Here is a 22277-nt window from a genome sequence, read left to right as displayed (position 1 = left end):
AAGTTAACGATCAACCTCACCAAGTACAATATCAATACTGCCAATAATCGCAACCAAGTCGGCAATCATCACTCCTTTTGACAATTCGGACAACACACTCAAATTGCAAAAACTGGGAGTACGGGCTTTACATCTGTAAGGAATGTCTTTTTTCCCGTCTGCAACAAAATAAAAGCCTAATTCTCCACGAGGGTTTTCTGCGCGCACATAATATTCCTGGGCCTTAGGTCTGGCTTTGGGAGGACAGAAAGCTCTGGGATCAAAATCAGGGCTTCGCGCATATTTTTTCTTGAGCTTTTCAAGACATTGAGAAATGATCTTCAGGGACTCTTCTACTTCATCCACCCTGACTTTAAAACGATCCCAGCAATCTCCCAGACTTCCCATTTCTCCTTTCCCTACAGCAATCTCAAAGTCAAGTTCTCCATATACGGAATAGGCATCAACTTTCCTCAAATCCCATTTCAATCCAGACCCTCTCAACATAGGACCAGAACAGCCATAGTTGACCGCTAGAGAAAGAGGTAATACGCCCACATTGGCAGTTCTTCGAATGAAAATCTCATTTTCTGTAATGAGTCGGTTGAGCTCATCCATTTTTGGGCGAAAGTACTGGACAAATTCGGCACATCTTTCCTCAAAGCCCAAAGGCAAATCGAAAAATAAGCCTCCTACCCAGATATAATTGTAAAGCATACGAGAACCACTTGCCCATTCGAGCAGATTCATGATATGCTCCCGATCTCTAAAGGTCCAGAGAAAGGGCGTAAATGCTCCGATATCAAGTCCATAGGTTCCGAGTGCAATCATATGAGAGGCGATGCGATTCAACTCACAAACGAGCACGCGTATGTATTCAATTCTTTTAGGGATCTCATTTTCAATTCCCATCATCCGCTCTACTCCCATTACCAGCGCATGATTATTATTCATGGAAGAAAGGTAATCCATGCGATCTGTGTAGGGCAGAATCTGAGGATAGGTCAAAGCCTCGGCATGCTTTTCAAAACATCTATGCAGATAGCCCAGATGTGGGATCACTTCTTTCACTATCTCTCCATCTGTCACCACCTCCAGACGCAAAACCCCATGTGTTGAGGGATGCTGAGGCCCAATGTTGATGAGCATCTCTTCGGAGCTGAGCTTCCGCTTTAAGCCGGATGTGGGAGGAGTTTTAATGTGTTGTAGTGTTAAAGTGTTGTAGTTTGAATTGGGTGTTCTGGTGTTTCCCTGTTCCAGGTATTATATAGACTCAACAAGAAAACGAGAACGCGAGAAAACATTAATATTTTATTTTAATATCCCTATACTTTTCCGCCTCTACATAATCCTTTCTCAGAGGATTTCCTTCCCAATCATCGGGCAATAAAATTCGTCTTAGATCCGGATGATCAGAAAATGGAATACCCAGCAGGTCAAAGGCCTCTCTTTCATGCCAATCGGCCGCTCTCCATATAGCAGAAACAGAAGGAATGGGAGCAGGATTTTCACGCTCCATGCGAACTTTTAGTACTATTTGATGCTCATGGATCAAAGAGCTCAAATGGTATACGAGCTCTAGTTTACCGCTCGATTCTCCCAAATCTACCCCACTGATACAATGAAGAAAATCAAAATATAATCTTTCATCTTTCAAGCAGAATTCACAAAATTCAGGTAGTTGTTTGGCTTCCAGCACTAAAAAAGGCTGCTTTACCTCCAGTTCTTGTTCCAAAATGGCCGTCGGGAACTTGCCTGCTAAAAGCTCAACTATTTTTGCTACTTCCATGAATATTCGTTGGAATTTCCTGAGGTTTTTCTGTCTGGAAATACTTTTCGCCTCTGATCTTCTCCTGCAATTTAAGGATTCCACCAATCAGGGCTTCAGGCCTCGGGGGACAACCAGGAACATACACATCTACCGGAATAATTCTATCCACGCCTTTTACCACATGGTATCCATGCTCCCAATAAGGTCCTCCACAATTTGAACAGGAACCCATAGATATCACATATCGGGGTTCAGGCATTTGTTCATATAAGCGCTTGATTCGGTCGGCCATTTTAAAAGTAACCGTACCTGCAACGATCATTACATCAGATTGGCGGGGAGAAGGTCGGGGGAAAACCCCCAATCGGTCGAGGTCATAGTGGCTGGCATTACTAGCCATCATTTCGATCGCGCAACAGGCCAGGCCAAAACCCATAGGCCAGAGAGAAGAAAGCCTTGCCCAATTAAGCAAATCCTCTACCCGGGTGATGATGATATTTCCCTGACCACTTTTACCAGCTGCAGGATCATATCCCTCCCATGTTTGCGCCTCATTCTTCTTCATAATCAACCTCTCTTGCATCAGGAGCCTTATAGCGGGGACGCTTTTTGTTTTCGGCGATGCGTTCGGCTTCTTTCTTTTTCTTGAAATAAGGAACGACTATGGTCGCTACCACAATTCCAATGATCAGTATTTCCCAAATTCCGGGCATAATTCTTTTTCTATTATAATAATACAGCTTTTCAGCTATACTTTTGATTTACTTTTTCATACTGAATTTCCGGAAGGCCTATTTCTCTATTCAAAGGCACAGCCTCCGTTTTCACCCATTCCAATCCTCCTTTTCGCCATACATAAGCTAATCCCAATGCCAGAACGGCGACAAATAGCAAGGCCTCCGCCAGAGCAAACCAGCCCCAGGAAGAATTGGCTTCGATCAACTCTTTCTCCGCAAAAACCGTCGCCCAGGGAAAGAGAAATAAGATTTCCACCTCAAATATGAGGAATATAAGTCCAATGATGTAAAAGCGGAGATTGAATTGAATTGCCCCCTGATCCAATGCTTCTTCTCCACACTCATAACTGCTGTTTTTCTCTGGATTGGGTCTATTGGGAGCCAAAAGGAAATTGGCCATATAGCCTATTCCTACAAAGATGCAGGCAGCAATCAGGAAGAGCAGTATTTTAGCAAATTCAGTCAATTTCTTTTAATTTCACCAGCCCAAAACCAAACATTAGGCTAAATATTTTGGTTATTGGAATATTGAAGAAGCTCGAAAAAACTATTTTCGCACAAAAGCTGTGACCTTTCACGGATATCCATGTCCAAAACACGAATATTCAGGCTAAGTATTCATGCGAAATAATTCTAAGGTAAAAATAGTCATTTTTCCTGTTCTCAAAGAGCTTTTCAGAGAGAATACAGAATTGATAAAGCAGAAAAAACTAGAATAAATTTAAGCCTAAAGATTTTTTATGCGTGCAATGAAATATATTTGCGCCCGATTTCAACTAATTAAACTACAATGAAAAGAAGTCTTTTACTTTTAGGAATCATCCTTTCATGTACCCTTTTCGCCTTTGGCCAGACTGATGAAGAGCTGAATACTCAAAAAGCTGAAAAGCAGGCAGAGGTAGCAACACTTCAAGGTCAAATTGATGCCCTTAATGGAGAAATTGCTGGAATTGAAGCTCAACTTGTAAAATTCCCTCGTTGGGAAAATGGAGCATTTGGAGTATTTGGTCTGGGATTCAATGGATTCAATGACTGGCTTTCCCGCGCACAACCCAATATCACTTCCACAAATATCGGAATCGGATTAAATGGATTTGCTAACTATTTCACTGAGAAATCTTTCTGGAGAAATTCTGGCAATATCAATATGGGTTGGTTGAGTGTTGATGACAAAGACAATCCTAATGACTCTGATACGCTTCAGTCAACTTCTGATGCGATCAACATTAGTTCTTTGTACGGATACAAGTTCAATGAAAAATTGGCAGCTTCCGCTTTGGGTGAGTATCGTTCTACTATCGTAAGTAATTTTAACAATCCTGGTTACCTGGACTTTGGTGTAGGTGCTACCTGGACCCCAATGTCCAATCTGGTCATTGTTATTCATCCCTTGAACTACAACTTTGTATTCTCTAATCAGGCATTTGACTTTCAATCTTCATTGGGAGCAAAGATCGTTGCAGATTACACTGCCAAATTAGGAGGAAAGGTTGACTGGAAGTCCAACTTTTCTACCTTCCAAAGCTACAAATCTTCAGATCTATCGAACTGGACCTGGATCAATAGTGTAGCATTTAATGTAGCCAATGGATTTGGCGTAGGTGCTGAATTAGGCTTAAGGGGCAACAAGCAGGAAGCCCTTGCAGCTGAAGCTGGAGGAAGAGATTTGGGAGGAGAAAGTCCTCTACAAACCTATTACGTTGTAGGCTTGACCTACAACATTAGCTCGAAATAATCATATTCTTTATATGGACGTTTATGCCCTGGATGCTTATTCAGGGCATTTTTTTTACCTTTCTCCAATTCATGAGCTTTTTCAGACACGTTTAGCATTTCAGGCAACACGCTTGCTAAAGGCGATGCTTTTATAGTTACTTTTTTAGGTCTTAAGGCGTATTAATAGTGTAACCAAAACAAACATTATGAAAAAGCGAAATAGAAATATAAAGAACATAGCAGGAGCGGCCTTATTAGCCCTTGCACTTTTAGGAGGCGTTTTGACCATTGCAAATCTTAATGCTGACCTTGACAAAACAGCGACTACAGAAGTAGCGATTGATATGGAGAAAAGCATTTCTGTACTGCCTTAGTAGAGATGGAAATCCGCCGCTCAGACGGCTTTGTATAAATCTTCTCTGGTTTTTTGAAGAAAAATGCCACCCTTATTGGTGGCATTTTTTTATTTTCTGGAAATTTGATGCAGCGAATTAAAAAGAAGCTGCGTTTAGCTGTTAAATAATATCTCATGCCACATCCGGATTCTGGGATGATTCAAGATTGTATTTCAGGCAAGGCCTCCGCACAGAAGGCCCTGTATGAATACTATGCGCCCAGGATGCTGGCTGTATGCAACAGATATGCACAAAAAACAGCTGAGGCAGAGGACATTTTGCAAGATGCCTTTGTCAAAATTTTTCAAAACCTTCACAAATATCAGGAAACAGGTTCACTCGAGGCATGGATTCGCAGGGTTTGTGTCAATACAGCTATTGACCATGTAAGGAGAGAGAAGCACCGATATAAGGAGTTGGAAATAAAAGAAGCAGGGACCAAGGAGGTAAATGAGAACGCGCTGGACATGCTGGAATTGGAATTCTTGTTTAAGATCATCCAGGCCTTGCCCAGCGGATACCGTTTGGTATTCAATATGTACGCAATAGAAGGTTATTCACATGCGGAGATTGGTAAGAAACTCAAAATATCAGAAAGTACTTCCCGTTCGCAATATGCCCGTGCGCGTGCACTTTTAAAACAAAGAATCAGTGAAGCTTATATGGAAACAAATATTTACAAGGATGCCATCTGAACTATTTGAGAAAAAGTTGAGGGAAAAGTTGTCGCAGGCAACTATTCCACCCAGCCCCGAGCTTTGGAATAATATCGAGGCCCAGGTAGCGGGCAACGATAAAAGAGGCTTAGGGTTCTGGCTCTTGCTCCTTGCTTTATTGTTGGGTAGCATAGGTATGCTTTGGGGTTTCTGGAATTACAGCTCTGTAAATAGTCCCAAGCAACAATTGGCGGAGGTTCAGGTAGAAAGTCCTGCCCCTGTTGTCAAACCCTTAGTTGAAACCCATTCAACTATTGAAAGCAGTTCTATTGAAAAAGCGGAAAATTCTACTATAGTTATCCCGGAACCAAAATCAAGTCAGGAAACAAAGCGTCCCTCTCCAACAAGTCATCCATCTAATCCTTCACAAACAAATCCCCCTAAATCTACAACTGCCACCTATTCTTCAGTCGCTAAGAAGCCTTCTGTATTCAGATCTAAGGCCCTCGATGCTGACTTGAATGAAAAACTTATACATACAGTCCCACAGCACGCTAACACGGCTCAGCCGGAATCACAAGGCCTGTCGGAGCCTTCTTCAGTTTCTTTATACAAGGAAATTGAGGAAGACAACGGCATGGATCTCAAAATCACCCATCTGGATCCTTTGGCGGATGTACCAGAGATTTTAAAGTCTCCGTTCAACTATCCGATGACTCTTCAAAGCCAGAGAGCTTCCAAGTCCAAAAGGTGGTCCTTATTGGCATATACCGATTTTCACAAAGGATACAGAGACCTAAATCTTGGAAATAGTCTGGCCAATGAAGATCTCTTCCTGGCTCCAAGCAATTCTGATCAGCCTGCTGGATATCAATATGAAGGATTGAATGCACCCGGCAATCTACAAGTAGTGATTCCTGAAGAAAGTATCAGTCTCGGTATTTTGGCCGAATGGAAACTCAATAAAAGATTGAGCCTTCAGGGAGGAGTTGAATATGGACTTTTCTCACTGGGCACCTACAACCTCAATATTCTTGATAATAGCAGTTCTTTGCCAACTTCTCGCTTCAATTCGCCCCTTTCAAGTAGAAATACTCAATACCGCTACCATCAATTCGGAATTCCCTTACAAGTGAACTACCGAATCCTGGACAGAGGTAGATCTTCGCTAGAAGTTTATGGAGGAGCGTCGGTTTATGCGGCAAGGGCTTATTCAAAGTCTATCACCCAAAGTGCAAACTTCTATGACTTTACTGCTTCAAGAGGAACAACAGAGAACGCATTCTCCAATACCATCTCTAGTGATGTACCCGGATTGATCCAGTATCATCCTTTCCATTTGACCTATCAGGCTGGTTTCAACTTTTCTCGTCATCTTTCAGATAGACATGCTATTTTCTTCGGTCCCCAGATAAAATTTCAGGGAAGTCCGGTTTATAAAGAGCAACAAAGAGAGATAAATGAGATTCCGTACTACGTAGGATTCCGTTTAGGATTCAAATTCTCTAATTAAAGGCAGGTATTACTATAATATTGATCGATTTTTTTCAAAGCCGTTTTACATTTCGAAACTTATCTCTAATTTTAGCCACTCAAAAACTAAGCAAATAATTTTCAATGGCTGAAGTTATCAAAATGCCTCGCTTGAGCGATACCATGACAGAAGGAGTTATCGCAGCATGGCATGTAAAAGTAGGAGATACGGTTGGCAATGGTGATCTGCTGGCCGAAGTGGAAACCGATAAGGCGACCATGGATGTCGAATCTTTCTTTGATGGTACCGTACTGCATGTCGGTATTGAAGAAGGAAAGGGGATTCCTGTTGGCGAATTACTGGTGATCATTGGAGAAAAAGGAGAAGATGTAGCTGCTCTGATTGAGGAAGCTAAAAATGCTGCTCCTGCCGCAGAAAGCGCTCCTCCCGCAGAGGAACCAAAGGCTGAGGCTCCCGCTCCAAGTCCAGAGCCTGTTAAAGAAGTAAAAGTTAGCGCCCCTGTAATAGCTGCTGCTCCTGCTGTAGTTGAGGAAAGTTCCTCAACTGATGGTAGACTTAAAGCTTCACCTCTGGCCAAAGCTATGGCCAAAGAAAAAGGAATAGACATACAACGAGTTCAGGGTACTGGCGAAGGGGGTCGTATCATCAAACGTGATATTGAGAACTATAAGGAAGCTCCACTTCCCGCAGCATCTGCCAATGGATCCAGTACATTTGTACCTATGGCAGTAAGCGGTGTAGAGAGCTCTGAGGATAAACCTCTTTCTCAAATGCGTAAAACCATTGCGCGTAGACTGGGAGAAAGCAAGTTTACTGCACCTCACTTCTACCTTACCATGGAAATCAACATGGATAAGGCAGTAGCAGCAAGAAAGTCCCTGAATGAAGTTGCACCGGTTAAAATATCTTTCAATGACCTGGTGATCAAAGCTGCAGCAACTGCGCTTAGACAGCATCCCGCTGTAAATGCAGGTTGGAATGGCGATAGCATCCGCTACAATCAGCATATCCATGTAGGAATGGCTGTAGCTGTTGATGAAGGCCTGATTGTACCTGTGATCCGCTTTGCAGATCAAAAAGGACTGGCCAGCATATCTGCTGAAGCCAAAGATCTCGCCAAAAAAGCCAGAGACCGTAAACTTCAGCCAGCTGATTGGGAAGGAAATACCTTCAGTATTTCTAATCTGGGCATGATGGGCATAGAAGAATTTACCGCCATCATCAATCCTCCCAACTCCTGCATCATGGCCGTTTCAGCCATTATCCAGAAGCCGATTGTAAAAGACGGAGAGATTGTTCCTGCTCATATGATGAAAGTTACCCTTTCCTGTGATCACCGTGTGGTTGACGGAATGGTTGGTTCTCAATTCCTGGTTACGTTCAGACAATTGCTGGAAGATCCGGTGAGAATCCTGATATAAAAATGGATAAGAATAACATAAAAAAGGGCCAGAAATATTTCTGGCCCTTTCTTTTTGCATAAGCTTCTACTTTACAAGTATTTTCTTTATCCCGACTTGCTGTCCCATCTCGATACTTAAAAAATATACAGCGGGAACTAATTCAGGAAGTTCGAGTCTTTGAAGATGACTTGCCGTTCTATCAAATACTTTCTCCATCAGGTATTTGCCCCGCATATCAATTAAACTGACTTTCATCTTCCCGCTTCTCCTTCCTGGTAGTTCCAAAGAAATAAATCCGGAAGCAGGATTCGGGTAGAGCTTTACCAGAGAGGTCAAACTTCCCCGGTCTATTCCAACCGAGGAGCTCCAGGAAAAGCTCTGGCAAGCATCAAAACTCATCACGCCATCCGTTCGTATGGCATTGATGCACAATTGATAAGTCCTGTTACCCATCAAACTTGAAGTATCCGGCTCAAAAGAGATATCAACATAAGACTGTGCCTGCATAAGACTATACAGGATGGTATCTGAACTCCCCAGAGAATCTTGATAATAATAAGTGAACCTATCTATCAGGGCTTCTGGTTCAGCGATTATACAACTACTCGCATTCAGGCTTTGGCTCCATAGGCCCTCTTCGTCCTGAACCCTCACATACAAATTATGGATTCCCGGAGCTAGTGTATCCAAATTTATCGCCCAACTGCTATCCAGCGTATCACCGGAAACATTAGGAACCGGATTTCCCTGCCCGAATCCAGGATCGATATCCCAGAACCATTCAAGGGAAGACAAATCTTCAGAGCTATCTCTACTTAATACATAGAAATTTTGGGAAAGCGTATGGGACCAGCTCCCCGCATTGTCCAACATCCGAACATAAAAGGTATGAAGTCCAGGAGTATAATTACTCAAATCCAGATTTAGATTCACATCTACTTCCAGGCCAGGCGTAAGGCTTGAGACCTGATTTGCCATATTAAATCCAGGATCCAGATCCACAAACCATTCTGCGCGCGTGATCTGGTTTTGCCCGAAACAATTACTTCCTGAAAGAAGCATTGTAATAAGTAGAACAAAGCCTGTGCAAAATTTTAGCATCTTAATTTTTCTCATGGCTATAGATTAATTTCCTGCACGGGCTTTCACACGGATGGTAAAGGTTTCTGAAGCTGATCCAGTAGGAGGTACTTCAAGCGAAATGATTCTGGGGATGTCAGAAAGTCCAGACAAACTGTAAGCTCTATTTCCCCCAAATGGTCCTCGATCTGTAGCGTCATGAGCATTTCCCAATACTGCCGTAGCACCAGCAGCCAATTGATACTGTCCATCCTGGCTATTTCCGGTCAAACCCACAAACAATACATTTGCTGCTGAAATGTTATTGTCATCAATCGTCCCGAATTGACCATTGGCCGCCGTGTTATGGGAAATTTGACCCGAGCCGGAGGAGCTAACTGCAAAATTGCTTGTGTTGGTTGATGTAGCGATATTGGATCGAAGTTCTCCTGCAAAACTCAAGACTTCAAAACGATCCCCCAGAAACAAATTGTGGTTGATGGTTCCCGTTGAATTGTCAGGAATCAAAAAGTTACCTTCCACAATGTTGTTAATAAAAACAACTCCGTTAAAGCCTGGATTATTGGAAGAAGCATCTATGCCTTCTCCCTGGAAATAACATTGCGATACATGGATGCCATTGATGTCGAATGACTGTAGTGCTATATCTGATCGAATCAGGCAATTTGCAATGGTGATTTCACTACTTTCAATTCTAATTCCTGAATTCGAAGTAGCTGTAAAACTCAGCCCCCGTATTTCACTTTGATAAGAACCGGAAGTAGGATCATTAGGATCGCTTCTTTCCAGGGTAAAAATAGCAACAATGGCGGATAAACTGACAGGGGTATTTGGGTTTTGATCCAGGTAATATCCAGGCCCAAGGATTACCAGTCGTTTGTTTAGTATCAAATTGCCATAGGAGGTATTTGATCCTTCGATGTACAAAGTATCTCCATCCAATGCTACTGCATGGGCAGTAGTAAGGTCAGAATAAGGAGCACTACTTCCCGGCGTATTGTCAACCCTTAATATATTGGCCTGACTCACACTAAATAGGAAAAGAATTAAAATGCTTAATAAGGTCGGTTTCATGTTAAAATGTGTTAAATAAGTACGGAATAAAGCCTGGAAACAGCTCTATGCCCCAAAAATGGACAATGAAAGCCAAGACCTTTTCCCTGGCTTTTGGCAAAAGGAATCCTGGCTCTTTTCAGAGCTTCATGCAGACTGCTAAATAGGGTATCTGGAAAGATTTTATAGGGACCAAACCTTTTCAGAGAAGAGAGGTGAGTAAAGGCTAATTACAGTTGTGTATCAGCTGCTTCTTAGCCTTACAAATTGAAATTACTCAATTATTAATCGAATCAAAGGATATATTGATAATTAGTAGAAAAATCTTGGAGGGATCTACACCCTATGCTAATTATTCTCCACCAGAAGTTCCAGACTCAGCTTAACCAGATCTCCCATGGTTCTCCCTGTATTAAATTTGTCAATTTTGTAGTGCTCGGCCAACTCCTTCCCTAATCCCTCCACGTACTCTTGCGGAGCCAATTCACTTTTTACCATATATTTCATCAGATCTCTTACCTGCCGAATTGAATAACGAATCCTGCTCGAGATCATGGATCTCTCTTCTTTCTGGTATTGGCGTACAGTAGTAGGAGTCATATGCCTCAATCCTACATCTATGATGCCCATATTCTGCTTAAAATACTGAGGCATATAGATACTTTTGCGAGGTTCATATGATTGTTGGTCGAAGTCTATGGCTCGAATGCGGTAATGAATGTCCTCAAAATCAGGCATGATTTCGATAACATAATTGCTGGAATGCATATCGCCCAACAAACGCACAAAACAACGTTCATTGAATTTGACAAATTCTTTGGCCAAACGAATCTCATTTTCAACCCGGCCGGTATTGAGATAGTTTTGGATAAATTCCTCTCCTGGTATACCTGCGATATGTTCCTCAATCAAAGTATCTCCATCTACTACATAACTCATATGATTAGGAGAAAGTAAATGTTCTAATTCCAGGCCATATATGCGCGAAGCATCTGCATGTTTGATGTAGAAATAATCAAAGTTGTCATTGATTTTATTCACCACACGTACCCGAAAAGGATTGGTATTTCCATACAGGCAAAGGTCTATACGATCAACATACAGGTGCTGCATTACAGACATATCTCCATTTGCTTTCAGAATGGCATATATCTGCTTTAGACTTTCATTGATATGATTGAGATCATCCTGGCTATACAGGAGAGAAATCCAGAGGGTATCATTTCCGTATTTATCATAAAGGGTGATCCCTTCACTGTATCGAGAAAGGTCAGAATACTGGATAGGAAGACTCATTTCCCGCAAATAATTCTTGAGGTATCTCCGCAATCCCCGATCTATACTAAAGGGAATTTTCTTTTCATTTATTCTGGCCATAGTACAAGGTACATAAAAAGGGAAAAAAGCGTAAAAAAGCAGGGTATTCTCTATGTCAGAAAATAAATAAGAGAAGATTTACTCTAGCTGCTTACTGGTACTATTTTTGTAATTTTGTTGGCCTAAGCGAGAATTTCCATGCTTCATAAGCTCCCCAGCGTTTGTATTGCTTTTGTGTTCTTTAATCTATGTGCAATTATACAGGCGCAGGATACCTTTTACCGAGGCAGCAGCTACCCATTTATCAAAGAAGAGATAAATGAAATTGACAATAATCTAAAAGGATTACGTCAGTTTTACCGCCAACTATCTCAGCTCGAATCAGGCGAAAAAAAACAACTCAACATTGTCCATATAGGGGATTCCCATATCCAGGCAGACTGGTTTTCGGGTATCGTTCGAATGGAATTACAAAAGAGATTCGGATCAGCAGGAAGAGGCCTGATCTTTCCATATAATGTTGCCAAGACCAATGGTCCCAAGGATATTACTGCCCGTAGCAATATTCGCTGGGAAAGTCGTAGAAATTCACGCAGCGTTCCTCAGGATCTTCGAACAGGAGTGAGTGGCATGGGCATACGTTCCCAAAGCCCCAATTTTGAGTTGCGTATCCGTTTGGGCGAAAATCCATATGAACTGGATTATTCTTTCAACCAGGTAACCCTTTTTGCAGAACAGGGTCCTATCAATTTCGACTTACAAATCAGTCCAACTTCATTTACCGGAAATTCTCCGATATATGTTGCACCTCCTGTAGTAAATACGGATGCAGAATATCATATCATAGAAAGTGGCGATAATCTAACCCGGGTAGCCAAAAAATATGGCCTGACAATTCGGGAGCTCAAAGAGTTGAATGGATTGGAATCAAGTGTAATCTATGCGGGGCAAAAATTGAAAGTCTCCAAAGGAAGCAGAAAGGCAGTACCCAGAAAACGAATCCAAAACAATGGAAGCGGTTATTTGCTCCCGATTTCTGATCGTTCCCTGATGAACACCCTACACCAGGTCAATTGGGAAGAAGCCGGGCAGGAAGTTTATTTAAGAGGAAGAAAAAGTACGTCTTTGCAAAGTCAAAGTGTCCTTTATGGAATGGTACTGGAAAACACCCATAAAAAAGGTATCCTTTACCATATGATCGGAGTGAATGGAGCTGAATTCAAGCATTTCAATCGCTCTGGTAATTTCTGGAGACAGGTTCGAGCCTTGAATCCCGATCTGATTATCATTTCTTTAGGTACAAATGAAAGCGTAAATCGGGGCTTCAATGCCAACCGCTTTTTTGATGAAATTGATGAGTTTATCTCAGATTTAGAACAGCAGATTCCCTATACAGATATTCTATTCACTACCCCTCCCGAAGCCTTGCGATCAGGGCGAGAAGAAAATCCCAATGTGAGGCGAAGCAAGAACATTCTCCTCTCCTATTCGCTGGCAAATGAATTGGCTTGCTGGGATTTTTTTGAAATAATGGGGGGAAGTGGTTCCATACGTCAATGGAAAGATGCATATTTGGCACAGGAAGACTACTTACACTTGACGAAGGCGGGCTATGAATTACAAGGTAAACTATTATTTAGGGCGTTGATGAAAGGCTATGAGGATTTTCGATTGGCTGAGTCCAGATAATATTGCTCAACTATTTATTTACGATCCGGATCAACCCTTGCTCTTCCATACCGGACAATTTCTCCTCTTATTTCTTTTATTCATGGGGGTGTACCTGCTGCTTTTGGGCCGCAAACCCATGAGGACTGCCTGGGTTTTCCTTTTCTCCCTCTTTTTCTACTATAAATCAAGCGGACTTTATTTCCTCCTCCTCATATTTTCTACCCTGGTTGATTACTACCTCGGCTTTCTGATCCATCGAGAGACAGATAGAAAAAAAGCACGTATTTATCTCATCATCAGCATCGTAGTCAATCTGGGCATACTGGCGATATTCAAGTACACCAATTTCTTCATCGATACCGTTAACGGAATCTTTGCTACGCCCCTCTCCAATCTCGATATTATTCTTCCGGTAGGTATATCCTTTTTCACCTTCCAGACCATGAGCTATACGATAGATATCTATCGTCGCAAGCTGGAACCTGTGGACAATATCCTGGATTTTGGATTCTTTGTGAGTTTCTTCCCGCAATTGGTAGCAGGTCCTATCGTTCGGGCGGCTCAATTCCTCCCGCAAATCCGCAATAATATTGAGATCAGTGCAGAAGATCTCGGGAGAGCTTTTCTTCTGATTTGTAGTGGCCTTTTCAAGAAAGCGGTCATATCAGATTACATTGGCACCAATTTCGTAGATGGCATTTTCGAGGTACCGACCCTGCATACAGGCTTCGAAAACCTAATGGCTGTCTATGGCTTTGCCTTGCAGATATATTGTGATTTTTCTGGGTATTCAGACATGGCCATAGGAATCGGGCTTTTACTTGGATTTCGACTTCCTATCAACTTCAATTCTCCCTATCAATCCGGGAGCATACAGGAATTTTGGCGAAGGTGGCATATCAGTCTTTCTTCCTGGTTGAGAGATTATCTCTACATCTCAATGGGAGGAAACAGGCGAGGCAAATTCAGGACGTATATCAACCTGCTGATCACTATGTTGTTGGGAGGACTTTGGCATGGTGCTTCCTGGCGATTTGTGGTTTGGGGAGCCCTGCATGGAGTTGCACTTGCAATCGACCGTATGCTCAAACATGCCAAGCAGTGGGTTCGACGAAAGCTATCTAAAGGGCTGGATAAGCTTGATGAATTCATGTTGAGTGAAGAGGGCCAGAATAGCGATAATAAAGTAGCTAACTTCCTGGTTCAGGCCCGATGGTTTATGCAAGGTTGGTTTTCTCTATTGCTCAGTGTAGTAGTCCATTTGTTAAGCGTGATATTCACCTTCCATTTTGTCTGCTTTTGCTGGATCTTCTTCCGGGCAGAATCCTTTGAACTCGCCTGGGACATGATTGAAAATATCTACCTCAACTTCGGGGGTGAAATTGTGGGGGAAGTCCTTTCTCAGAAGCAAAGCGTATTCCTCCTGATGATCATGGGATATCTCCTCCACTTTATCCCGGATGATATCGATAATTTTGTAGAGACCTACTTTATCAAGTCTCACTTTCTGGTTAAAGCTGGTGTCATTGCTATCTTTATCTGGCTGGTATTTATCGTCCAAAGTGGGCTTGACACTCCCCAGCAATTTATCTACTTCCAGTTTTAGGAAATCTTCTTTTTGAAGCAAATAAATGGGGTAAGTATACAACCATTTACTATTTATTTCCCCCCTTCAAACAGATTAGCTTCATTGAAAGTTAACCTTATGAATTCTTCATGATAGGCCTGAAACCAAAAGTGCCTATCTTACGCTCTCTTCACATACTCACCACCCATCATAAGACTAAAAAGCATAAGGTGTCTTTAAGCTTTGCCTTAAGGATGCAGGATTTATTTTATGCTAAGTTCCATGAAGGCATTTAGCAAATCATTAAACACAATTAACTCAACACATGATGAACATTAACACCTATTTACCCAAAACACTTTTCTTCTTTTTTCTTCTTATCGGCCTGGCTTTGAGTAGTCAGGGGCAAACCAAAGAATTAGGCATTCGAATGACCGGTCTGCAAAACTTCGATTTCATTTATAAAAAAGAAAAAGAGCCCAATAAATATTCTCGGATTAGATTGGGTGTCGCAAATATTTCTTTCGCAAATATCGCCGACGAGAATGTAGGTAATCTGGCACTTGGTATCGCGATGGGTTCAGAAAGAAGAAAAGCCATCAATGAGAAACTAAATTTTTATCGGGGTCCAGAACCTTTTGCAAATCTGGCACTAAGCGTTGTAGCAGATAATACCATATTCGTGGTTCAGGGAGGTTTGGGCTATGTATTGGGTTTTCAATACAATTTTTCTGAGGTATTTTATCTAAGCGCTGAGACTATACCTTCTGTAAGCCTAAGGTTTTCCAGCGGAGAAAATGTAGACCCATCTTTAGGGATTTTCGCCGGATTTAATTCCAATGCAGTCGCGATTACTGTTGCTTATAGGTTGCTAGACAATTCGAAAAAATAAATAGCCAGAGCTTCAAAGCAGGGATGCATAATGCTAAGTTCAGGCTTGTTATGCATCCCTCTTTTATTAGAACAAATAGGCTTTAAATCGGATTGATGGTATGTCCGCCGTCCAGTACAATGCTTTGTCCCGTCATAAAATCACTGGCCGGAGAAGCCAGAAAGACGGCAATTCCTTCCATTTGTTCGAGGGTACCAAACTTACCCGAAGCAGAACGCCTCAAAACTGAATCTTTGAAAGCCTGGGGAGTTTTCACGGACATATCGGTTTCAACATAGCCGGGCAAAATGGCATTTACCTGAATATTGTTGCGCCCGAGTTCTATTGCCAGCGCGCGCGTCAAGCCGCCTACAGCAGCCTTTGTTGTTGCATAGCCGGAGGCAAAACCCATCCCAAGCAAAGCTGCTACCGAAGAGGTAACGATGAGCTTGCCGGGCGCATTTCTTTCCAATAATTGAGGAATCACTTTGCGGTAAATATGTACCACAGCATTCAGATTCAGGTCCAGAATTCCCTGCCAATCTTTATAGTCAATCTGATGCAACATCCCACGCGGCCCTCCTGCACCTGCATTGGCAAAGCAGATATCTACCTGCTTGAAGTGAGCCATAGTAGCCTCAAAAGCAGTATCTACTTCCTCAGTATTTGTAACGTCACAAACAAAGGCAGCAACTTCTCCTCCCAAAGATTTAAGTTCTTCAAGCGCTTCTTTATTTTTCCTCTCATTCCTTCCCCAAATAGCGACTTTTGCGCCGGCTTTTACTAGTCCTTTGGCATAGGCCAAACCTATGCCTCCATTACCACCCGTTATTAATGCTACTTTTCCAGTGAGTTTGAATAATTCCATGCTTTCGATTTATGAATTTTGTACCAGTCAGAAAAAAGGAGTTCCCAATAGGCCTGCTGACAAATGTAGCATTTGCAAGGAAGAATCTTAAGAGATCAGGAAGAGAGAAGATTGATTTTATCCCAGGGAAATAAAATGAAGATAAAGTAGATATGAAGGCTATATTGCAAAGGCCATATACCTCTAAAAAATAAACGCCCTCCTAAGAGCTAGCTGCTAGCCTTCGGAGTTTATGCTAGATAGGCTCAAGCATGTCAAGGAAAAATCAATATATCGAAGGTTTTTTTGAAAAGTTTAAAAAGGATATCGATACCGGGAGGCTAACAAAAACCCAGGACTTCAATTCTATCAGCAAATATGTAGAAAACAGAATTCCGACCTGGTATAAAGATCTTCTACTAAGCTATCCTATAGCGGGATTGGAGATAGGAGTTCCTAGTGATTTTGGTCAGCCTTTCCTCCAGGATATCAAAAAGGAAGACCTGCCACTTATGAGAATCAGATTCTATGATTTAAGGGAAATAGAAAAGGAGGCGACTAATTTCTATCCCGGAATAGACTTAATTAAAAAAGGAGTATTTGACCGCAAATACTATATCCCTATCGCCCTTGATGAAGAAAGCACGCTGGAATCTTTGTTTGTCAGCAATAAAAAGAAGCCAAAGGTCAGATTAATCATTCATGATCTGGGAGAATCTAAAAAAGAACTAATCAAACGATCTGAAGTGATTAGCGATAACTTTCATGATCTATTCAAATATGGATCGATTATTAATCAAAAAAGGAAATTTTCAACGGACAAGAACATAAAGGCTTTAGGGATAATTAGGGATCTACTTAAATTTTTGAAGGGTCAGTATCCAACTTTAGCCTTTACTGCTAGTGAAAAAATTTTAACAGAAAACAAGTCCATAGATGCCCTGCTTGGAATTGAAAATCAGCTTCTTCAAGAGAAGGTTTCGATTAGCCAGGCGATCTATGATAAACTGAAAGAAGTGTATTCCGAACTTGAGCTGCATCCGGGAGATTTGCTCTACCTTAAAGAAAAAATAAAAGCAGCTGACTAAGCGCTCAATCTTGCATCTGGCCTAGTTAGCCAAATTTTATCTCTTGAATTTGTCAGCTGAAAATTTTAGGCGAAATAGAGCATAAGAAAAATCAGAAATCCAACTTAGATTTAAGCTATCAAATAGAGATAAATACAATTACATGAAGAAAAAGAATATCGTTTTTATCGCTAAAAGTCTGGACGGCTACATTGCTGACAAGCAAGGTGAGTTGGACTGGCTTCATGCTATCCCCAACCCTGATCAGCATGACATGGGTTACAATGACTTGATAGCTGAAATAGATGCCATCGTCATGGGCCGTACTACCTTTGATGTAGTTTGTGGATTTGGAGGAGAATGGCCATACAGTAAGCCTGTCTTTGTCCTGAGCAATTCACTAAAGGAAGTGCCAGAAGGCTTAAAAGAAAAAGTAAGCATTCTAGCGGGAAGTCCTCAGGAAATTCTCGGTAAAATCCATGAACTAGGCTACCACAAATTATACATTGATGGAGGGAGGACCGTGCAAAATTTTCTGAGTGAAGATTTGATTGATGAATTGAGAATCACCACCATCCCAATATTATTGGGAGGAGGATTCCCTTTATTTGGAGATTTACCGAAACCATTAGCATGGGAGCATATCGAGTCCAAAGTTTTTTTAAAACAGATTGTGCAGAATTCCTATAAGCGAAAAAGAAGCTAAGCCAAATCAGATCAGCTTTTAACCTCTCATTTGTCTTTATGGAAGATATTTATTGCCAGCAAATCATACCCGGAAAGCTCAAAGTTGACATTATCTTTGAGACAGATCTCGTGATGGCATTTCATCATACAAAACCCTATTTCGAACGCCACGTGGTCATTATTCCAAAAGCCCATATCGAATCCCTTTCCTCTTATCCCAATGAAGCTGAATTGAATCGAGATTTATTTGCTGCTATGCAATTTGTAACAAGGCTATTTGAAGAGAAATATGGGGGCTGTCGAATATCCTCCAATGTAGGCGATTACCAAAGTAGCAAGCATTTGCATTGGTATGTACATCAGGGAAAGCGGCTCAGAAATGAGCAAGGAGAAGCTATGCATTGATTTAAGGAGCTTCAATCCTTAGTATTAAGCTTCTTTGTTAAAAAAATTCCTCATTACCCCACCAATATGAATAAACCTCAATCTGATTTACAGGCAAAAATGATTGACAGATCCATTAAAATAGATGGAGATGTGGAAAAGCCCATATGGAAAGAAGCGGTCTGGAGCAAGCGATTTGTCGATATGGTTACGGCTGATCCGGGCATGTATGACACACGCACTGCTATCTTATGGAATGACAGTCATCTTTACCTTGCCTTCAAAGCTGAGGAACCTTTTATAGAAGCCAAACTCACAGAAAGAGACAGTATTATTTTTCTGGAGAATGACCTGGAAGTCTTTATCGATGGTGGAGATTGTTATTATGAGTTGGAAGTAAATGCTGCCAATACCATTTATGAGGTATTTTTCATCTGGAAGGATGCTTACAAAAAGGGATCAAAGTTTGACATCCCTCAATTTGACGTACATCAGGATCAGGCCTATACCTTTGGGGGAGATTATGATCGCAGTGGAGCCTCATTTTGGAAAGGAACCCATCCCAGAGGCATACGCTGGGCTTTTACCAATTATGATATGCCGAATTTGGAAACGGCGGTGCAAGTTGAAGGGACCATAAATGACCATCGTGATATTGACAAAGGCTGGTCTTTGGAAATAGGTATACCCTGGAAAAGTCTGGAGTTATTGGCCAATGGTCGGAGCCTCCCTCCTACTCCCGGTGATATCTGGAAGATGTTTCTAGGCCGCTTTCAGAAGTTGATGATTGGGGGCAAGGAAGTCCAACCTCATCCCGCATGGGTATTAAGTAGTCATGGCATTTACGATACCCATTTGCCAGAGAAATGGAGTAGAATTGAGTTTGTGGATGAGAAAAAAGATAGCTAAGCAGTATTCATCCCCTTCTGTCAACAAAATATTCGATTGGGTATTTTTGATTATCTTGGATGAATCTATCTAAGCCCTATTTCCGAAAACGTACCTTTTAGCAATACTTTACATGAATGGTTTACAAATACCTAACGCCCTATTAGGAGAGGATATTGATGACCTAAACATTTTCTTCTATTTAAGAGAAAAAGGTCCCGATCAAATAAAACTCAAACTTCACTATACCCAAAATATGTTCTGCTTCATGCTAAAAGGCGTGAAAGAGATCATCAATGATCGTGAGCGATTTTCCATGAACGATGAACAAATCGGTCTGGTCCCTTCGGGCAATATGCTTATGAATGAGCGAGTGACTTTGAAGAAGGAATTTGAAAGTTTGCTTTTGTTTTTCTCTAATGCATACTTGAGCGAGTTTCTGGCGAAATTTAATGTGGAATTGACCGATTTACCCATAGATCAATCTGCAATCATCACCTTCCCAAAGGACGAATATCTACTTAACTTTCAACGTTCGATGAAATTGTTGGAAGAGAATTTCTCCAAGAAGCATTTTCGTCTGGCAAAAATGGAAGAACTACTTCTGTATTTACTGGAAAAGTATCCACAGAAAACCAAAGGCTTTTTGGCTCTTTCTATTGCCAAGGAGAAACATTTTTCCCTTTCGCAAGTAGTTCAGAGCCATAAATTCAAAAACCTGAATACGGTAGAATTGGCCTTTCTTTGCAATATGAGCCTTTCCACTTTCAAAAGAAGATTCAAAGAGCTCTATAAAACTTCTCCTAAAAAGTATTTGATTGCAGAAAGAATGAATAAGGCAAAGCAGCTCTTAAAGGTCAACAAAAGGCCCTCAGAAATTTACTTTGAACTAGGGTATGAAAACCTCTCTTCCTTTAGCAATGAGTTCAAAAAACATTTCGGAATTCCTCCAAAAGCTTATCAGTTGCAAAGTTGAACCACTAGCTAAACTTATTGAACGATTAGCGTAACAGCTCGAGTCTCGCTTCTTCCTTTCTTTGTGATGTTGATACAATAACAAACCATTAACCATCAATGTCATGAAAGTAAAATCATCTGTTTTTCAACTTATTATTCTGTCAGCCATAGTCCCACTTCTATTGGGAGCAGCTAACTTTTACGGGACCCCTGACAAAACTTCAAAAAATAAAGAAATGATCGTACAAATAATTAAAATCCAATCTCCCCTGGCCGAAAATGAATTAATTGACCGAGCGCAAACACGTGCTGAAAAATTCCGAGCCATCCCAGGCCTGGTTCAAAAGTTTTACGTTCGTAGAGGCGGAGAAGGAGCTTATGCAGGCATTTATATTTGGGATTCCAAAGAATCGATGATGGCCTTTAAAGGCACAGAACTCGCCAAGACCATTCCTGTAGCATATGAGCTTCAAGGGCCTCCGGAAATAGAGATTTCGGATATGCTTTTTCAATTGAGAGAATAAGGCATTTGCCTAAACATAGGATTAGCCTCATCGTAAAAATGATGAGGCTATTTCTATTTAAGAAGGCAGGCAAAAAAGCTGGGGCTCTGTTGGGAAGTTGCCTTTCAAAATGATGGGCCTTACTTTCAAATTCTCACAGATTAAGATGGACACATTTGGATGAGAGGATAAGGAGAAAGTCTTATGGAAATTTACCTAACATTTTATCCTAACAAATAACTCGAACAATCTACTAGCCAAGGATTGCTACTAGCCAGATTTCAACATGAAAAAAACATACCTTCCCCTCCTTCTCAGCCTTTCTATACAAACCCTATTCGCCCAATACCAAATCGGCATCATCCCCAGGCAGAGTCCGGATAAAATGATCTATCAAAAGATCGGCTATACAGAAGTCGAGATCAGATATGGAAGTCCAGCCGTCAAGGATAGACAAATATGGGGAGGCCTGGTTCCTTATGGAGAAGTTTGGAGAGCGGGAGCTAATTATGCCACCAGCATTCGTTTTGGTTCTCCAGTCATCATCAATGGGACCAAGCTGGACAGTGGTAGCTATGCCTTCTTTCTGATTCCTCGGGAGAATGACAGTTGGACCGCCATTTTAAATAAAGTTTCCCGACAATGGGGCGCGTTCTCTTATGATCCTGCAGAAGATGCCTTACGATTAGAGATAAGGGGACGTACATCTCCTTTCAAAACAGAATTCCTGAGCTACACTATTAGTCAAACGGGATTCAAATTTGGAAGTATCCTCCTTGCCTGGGAATTCATGGAAATCGAAGTAGCCTTTGAGACAAATTATTTAGCGGCATTCGAACAGGAAATTGAATCCCGAGCAGAGAAACAGCCGGATTATATCAAGTGGATTCCCTATTTACAAGGCGCAGAACATCTGGTCGAAATAGAAGAAGAACTTCCCAAGGCGAGAATTTGGATAGACAAAGCAGAAAAGATCATGCTTGCGAACGAGGAGTGGAACGAACAATTTTATCCCAGAAGCTATGTAGAAGGGCATTTATATTGGATAAAAGCTCAAATCCTTGCCCATGAGGAAAAGTATGCAGATGCTTTGGCTTATGTTGAAAAGCTTAAAAATTTAAGCCAAGGAGAATTCTATAACAAAAAGAATGAGTCTGAAGGCATCGATACTAGCTATCAACTTTGGAAGGAGAAGTAAGAAGGATTCTGTATCTTTTGGTTTAGAATATCCGA

At 41.4% G+C, this 22277-nt stretch carries 24 protein-coding genes; 15 read left to right on the top strand and 9 right to left on the bottom strand.

Translation table 11 applies throughout. The features are described from left to right. Positions 1 to 3: 3 nt before the first annotated feature. The 5 genes from R8P61_08920 to R8P61_08900 all read right to left on the bottom strand — a co-directional run bounded on the left by R8P61_08920 (position 4) and on the right by R8P61_08900 (position 2953). Complete coding sequence (locus R8P61_08920; GenBank protein MDW3647172.1) at positions 4 to 1128, bottom strand: NADH-quinone oxidoreductase subunit D; 1125 nt, start codon at positions 1126 to 1128, stop codon at positions 4 to 6. A gap of 154 nt (positions 1129 to 1282) precedes the next feature. Continuing rightward, positions 1283 to 1768 carry an NADH-quinone oxidoreductase subunit C gene (locus R8P61_08915; protein MDW3647171.1) on the bottom strand — a complete coding sequence of 162 codons (486 nt, stop codon included), beginning with the start codon at positions 1766 to 1768 and terminating at the stop codon, positions 1283 to 1285. Further along, positions 1746 to 2315 carry an NADH-quinone oxidoreductase subunit NuoB gene (gene nuoB, locus R8P61_08910; protein ID MDW3647170.1) on the bottom strand — a complete coding sequence of 190 codons (570 nt, stop codon included), beginning with the start codon at positions 2313 to 2315 and terminating at the stop codon, positions 1746 to 1748. Before nuoB ends, R8P61_08915 begins: the two co-directional genes overlap by 23 nt. Continuing rightward, positions 2302 to 2463 (bottom strand): hypothetical protein, encoded by a 162-nt coding sequence (locus tag R8P61_08905; protein ID MDW3647169.1) that lies wholly within the window; start codon positions 2461 to 2463, stop codon positions 2302 to 2304. The genes nuoB and R8P61_08905 overlap by 14 nt, the downstream gene beginning before the upstream one ends. A gap of 31 nt (positions 2464 to 2494) precedes the next feature. Continuing rightward, positions 2495 to 2953: an NADH-quinone oxidoreductase subunit A gene (locus tag R8P61_08900; protein ID MDW3647168.1), complete on the bottom strand. Its 459-nt coding sequence runs from the start codon at positions 2951 to 2953 to the stop codon at positions 2495 to 2497. A gap of 324 nt (positions 2954 to 3277) precedes the next feature. Here R8P61_08900 and R8P61_08895 point away from each other — a divergent pair, with 324 nt between their 5' ends. From R8P61_08895 to R8P61_08875, 5 genes are all read left to right on the top strand, one after another. Further along, positions 3278 to 4222, top strand: coding sequence for a DUF3078 domain-containing protein (locus tag R8P61_08895; GenBank protein MDW3647167.1), 945 nt, complete (start codon positions 3278 to 3280; stop codon positions 4220 to 4222). Between the two features lie 187 nt (positions 4223 to 4409). Further along, positions 4410 to 4577 carry a hypothetical protein gene (locus R8P61_08890; protein MDW3647166.1) on the top strand — a complete coding sequence of 56 codons (168 nt, stop codon included), beginning with the start codon at positions 4410 to 4412 and terminating at the stop codon, positions 4575 to 4577. Between the two features lie 155 nt (positions 4578 to 4732). Continuing rightward, on the top strand, positions 4733 to 5293 hold the full coding sequence (locus tag R8P61_08885) for an RNA polymerase sigma factor (protein ID MDW3647165.1): 561 nt from the start codon (positions 4733 to 4735) through the stop codon (positions 5291 to 5293). Continuing rightward, positions 5283 to 6767 (top strand): hypothetical protein, encoded by a 1485-nt coding sequence (locus R8P61_08880; GenBank protein MDW3647164.1) that lies wholly within the window; start codon positions 5283 to 5285, stop codon positions 6765 to 6767. The genes R8P61_08885 and R8P61_08880 overlap by 11 nt, the downstream gene beginning before the upstream one ends. Before the next feature lie 104 nt (positions 6768 to 6871). Next, entirely contained in the window at positions 6872 to 8170 is a 1299-nt protein-coding gene (locus tag R8P61_08875; protein MDW3647163.1) for a pyruvate dehydrogenase complex dihydrolipoamide acetyltransferase, read from the top strand. A 66-nt stretch (positions 8171 to 8236) separates the two neighbouring features. Here the strand turns inward: R8P61_08875 and R8P61_08870 are convergent, their stop codons facing one another. The 3 genes from R8P61_08870 to R8P61_08860 all read right to left on the bottom strand — a co-directional run bounded on the left by R8P61_08870 (position 8237) and on the right by R8P61_08860 (position 11662). Next, positions 8237 to 9268 (bottom strand): T9SS type A sorting domain-containing protein, encoded by a 1032-nt coding sequence (locus R8P61_08870; GenBank protein ID MDW3647162.1) that lies wholly within the window; start codon positions 9266 to 9268, stop codon positions 8237 to 8239. Between the two features lie 9 nt (positions 9269 to 9277). After that, positions 9278 to 10306, bottom strand: a complete 1029-nt coding sequence (locus R8P61_08865) for a hypothetical protein (protein MDW3647161.1) — start codon at positions 10304 to 10306, stop codon at positions 9278 to 9280. A gap of 327 nt (positions 10307 to 10633) precedes the next feature. Then, positions 10634 to 11662: a hypothetical protein gene (locus R8P61_08860; GenBank protein ID MDW3647160.1), complete on the bottom strand. Its 1029-nt coding sequence runs from the start codon at positions 11660 to 11662 to the stop codon at positions 10634 to 10636. Positions 11663 to 11800: 138 nt separating this feature from the next. Here R8P61_08860 and R8P61_08855 point away from each other — a divergent pair, with 138 nt between their 5' ends. From R8P61_08855 to R8P61_08845, 3 genes are all read left to right on the top strand, one after another. Further along, the gene (locus R8P61_08855) at positions 11801 to 13291 is read left to right on the top strand and encodes a LysM peptidoglycan-binding domain-containing protein (protein MDW3647159.1); all 1491 of its coding nucleotides are present in this window, start codon (positions 11801 to 11803) and stop codon (positions 13289 to 13291) included. Continuing rightward, complete coding sequence (locus R8P61_08850) at positions 13260 to 14879, top strand: MBOAT family O-acyltransferase (protein MDW3647158.1); 1620 nt, start codon at positions 13260 to 13262, stop codon at positions 14877 to 14879. The genes R8P61_08855 and R8P61_08850 overlap by 32 nt, the downstream gene beginning before the upstream one ends. Before the next feature lie 286 nt (positions 14880 to 15165). Next, positions 15166 to 15732, top strand: a complete 567-nt coding sequence (locus tag R8P61_08845) for a hypothetical protein (protein MDW3647157.1) — start codon at positions 15166 to 15168, stop codon at positions 15730 to 15732. A gap of 82 nt (positions 15733 to 15814) precedes the next feature. Here R8P61_08845 and R8P61_08840 read toward each other — a convergent pair whose 3' ends face one another. Further along, on the bottom strand, positions 15815 to 16579 hold the full coding sequence (locus R8P61_08840; GenBank protein ID MDW3647156.1) for an SDR family NAD(P)-dependent oxidoreductase: 765 nt from the start codon (positions 16577 to 16579) through the stop codon (positions 15815 to 15817). A gap of 251 nt (positions 16580 to 16830) precedes the next feature. Between R8P61_08840 and R8P61_08835 the strand changes: the two genes are divergently transcribed. From R8P61_08835 to R8P61_08805, 7 genes are all read left to right on the top strand, one after another. Continuing rightward, entirely contained in the window at positions 16831 to 17646 is an 816-nt protein-coding gene (locus R8P61_08835; protein MDW3647155.1) for a hypothetical protein, read from the top strand. 142 nt (positions 17647 to 17788) lie between these two features. Continuing rightward, complete coding sequence (locus R8P61_08830; GenBank protein MDW3647154.1) at positions 17789 to 18331, top strand: dihydrofolate reductase family protein; 543 nt, start codon at positions 17789 to 17791, stop codon at positions 18329 to 18331. 38 nt (positions 18332 to 18369) lie between these two features. Further along, positions 18370 to 18717, top strand: a complete 348-nt coding sequence (locus R8P61_08825; protein MDW3647153.1) for an HIT family protein — start codon at positions 18370 to 18372, stop codon at positions 18715 to 18717. 66 nt (positions 18718 to 18783) lie between these two features. Then, a complete protein-coding gene (locus tag R8P61_08820) occupies positions 18784 to 19605 on the top strand; it encodes a carbohydrate-binding family 9-like protein (GenBank protein MDW3647152.1) in 822 nt (273 codons plus the stop codon). Between the two features lie 112 nt (positions 19606 to 19717). Next, positions 19718 to 20560, top strand: a complete 843-nt coding sequence (locus R8P61_08815; GenBank protein ID MDW3647151.1) for an AraC family transcriptional regulator — start codon at positions 19718 to 19720, stop codon at positions 20558 to 20560. Between the two features lie 103 nt (positions 20561 to 20663). Further along, the gene (locus R8P61_08810) at positions 20664 to 21065 is read left to right on the top strand and encodes a hypothetical protein (GenBank protein ID MDW3647150.1); all 402 of its coding nucleotides are present in this window, start codon (positions 20664 to 20666) and stop codon (positions 21063 to 21065) included. A gap of 265 nt (positions 21066 to 21330) precedes the next feature. Further along, a complete protein-coding gene (locus R8P61_08805; GenBank protein MDW3647149.1) occupies positions 21331 to 22242 on the top strand; it encodes a DUF2911 domain-containing protein in 912 nt (303 codons plus the stop codon). The last annotated feature ends 35 nt before the right edge of the window (positions 22243 to 22277 follow it).

The organism is Bacteroidia bacterium, from assembly GCA_033391075.1.
Taxonomy (GTDB): Bacteria; Bacteroidota; Bacteroidia; order J057; family J057; genus JAWPMV01.
Note: the sequence above shows the minus strand (reverse complement) of the source record. Positions and strands in the feature narration are given on the sequence as shown.

What these genes read in the sequence shown, in the direction of transcription:
- R8P61_08920 (MDW3647172.1), bottom strand. Translation starts at nt 1,128, where the DNA reads ATGCTCATCAACATTGGGCCTCAGCATCCCTCAACACATGGGGTTTTG.
- R8P61_08915 (MDW3647171.1), bottom strand. Translation starts at nt 1,768, where the DNA reads ATGGAAGTAGCAAAAATAGTTGAGCTTTTAGCAGGCAAGTTCCCGACG.
- nuoB (MDW3647170.1), bottom strand. Translation starts at nt 2,315, where the DNA reads ATGAAGAAGAATGAGGCGCAAACATGGGAGGGATATGATCCTGCAGCT.
- R8P61_08905 (MDW3647169.1), bottom strand. Translation starts at nt 2,463, where the DNA reads ATGCCCGGAATTTGGGAAATACTGATCATTGGAATTGTGGTAGCGACC.
- R8P61_08895 (MDW3647167.1), top strand. Translation starts at nt 3,278, where the DNA reads ATGAAAAGAAGTCTTTTACTTTTAGGAATCATCCTTTCATGTACCCTT.
- R8P61_08890 (MDW3647166.1), top strand. Translation starts at nt 4,410, where the DNA reads ATGAAAAAGCGAAATAGAAATATAAAGAACATAGCAGGAGCGGCCTTA.
- R8P61_08885 (MDW3647165.1), top strand. Translation starts at nt 4,733, where the DNA reads ATGCCACATCCGGATTCTGGGATGATTCAAGATTGTATTTCAGGCAAG.
- R8P61_08880 (MDW3647164.1), top strand. Translation starts at nt 5,283, where the DNA reads ATGCCATCTGAACTATTTGAGAAAAAGTTGAGGGAAAAGTTGTCGCAG.
- R8P61_08875 (MDW3647163.1), top strand. Translation starts at nt 6,872, where the DNA reads ATGGCTGAAGTTATCAAAATGCCTCGCTTGAGCGATACCATGACAGAA.
- R8P61_08870 (MDW3647162.1), bottom strand. Translation starts at nt 9,268, where the DNA reads ATGAGAAAAATTAAGATGCTAAAATTTTGCACAGGCTTTGTTCTACTT.
- R8P61_08865 (MDW3647161.1), bottom strand. Translation starts at nt 10,306, where the DNA reads ATGAAACCGACCTTATTAAGCATTTTAATTCTTTTCCTATTTAGTGTG.
- R8P61_08860 (MDW3647160.1), bottom strand. Translation starts at nt 11,662, where the DNA reads ATGGCCAGAATAAATGAAAAGAAAATTCCCTTTAGTATAGATCGGGGA.
- R8P61_08855 (MDW3647159.1), top strand. Translation starts at nt 11,801, where the DNA reads ATGCTTCATAAGCTCCCCAGCGTTTGTATTGCTTTTGTGTTCTTTAAT.
- R8P61_08850 (MDW3647158.1), top strand. Translation starts at nt 13,260, where the DNA reads ATGAGGATTTTCGATTGGCTGAGTCCAGATAATATTGCTCAACTATTT.
- R8P61_08845 (MDW3647157.1), top strand. Translation starts at nt 15,166, where the DNA reads ATGATGAACATTAACACCTATTTACCCAAAACACTTTTCTTCTTTTTT.
- R8P61_08840 (MDW3647156.1), bottom strand. Translation starts at nt 16,579, where the DNA reads ATGGAATTATTCAAACTCACTGGAAAAGTAGCATTAATAACGGGTGGT.
- R8P61_08835 (MDW3647155.1), top strand. Translation starts at nt 16,831, where the DNA reads ATGTCAAGGAAAAATCAATATATCGAAGGTTTTTTTGAAAAGTTTAAA.
- R8P61_08830 (MDW3647154.1), top strand. Translation starts at nt 17,789, where the DNA reads ATGAAGAAAAAGAATATCGTTTTTATCGCTAAAAGTCTGGACGGCTAC.
- R8P61_08825 (MDW3647153.1), top strand. Translation starts at nt 18,370, where the DNA reads ATGGAAGATATTTATTGCCAGCAAATCATACCCGGAAAGCTCAAAGTT.
- R8P61_08820 (MDW3647152.1), top strand. Translation starts at nt 18,784, where the DNA reads ATGAATAAACCTCAATCTGATTTACAGGCAAAAATGATTGACAGATCC.
- R8P61_08815 (MDW3647151.1), top strand. Translation starts at nt 19,718, where the DNA reads ATGAATGGTTTACAAATACCTAACGCCCTATTAGGAGAGGATATTGAT.
- R8P61_08810 (MDW3647150.1), top strand. Translation starts at nt 20,664, where the DNA reads ATGAAAGTAAAATCATCTGTTTTTCAACTTATTATTCTGTCAGCCATA.
- R8P61_08805 (MDW3647149.1), top strand. Translation starts at nt 21,331, where the DNA reads ATGAAAAAAACATACCTTCCCCTCCTTCTCAGCCTTTCTATACAAACC.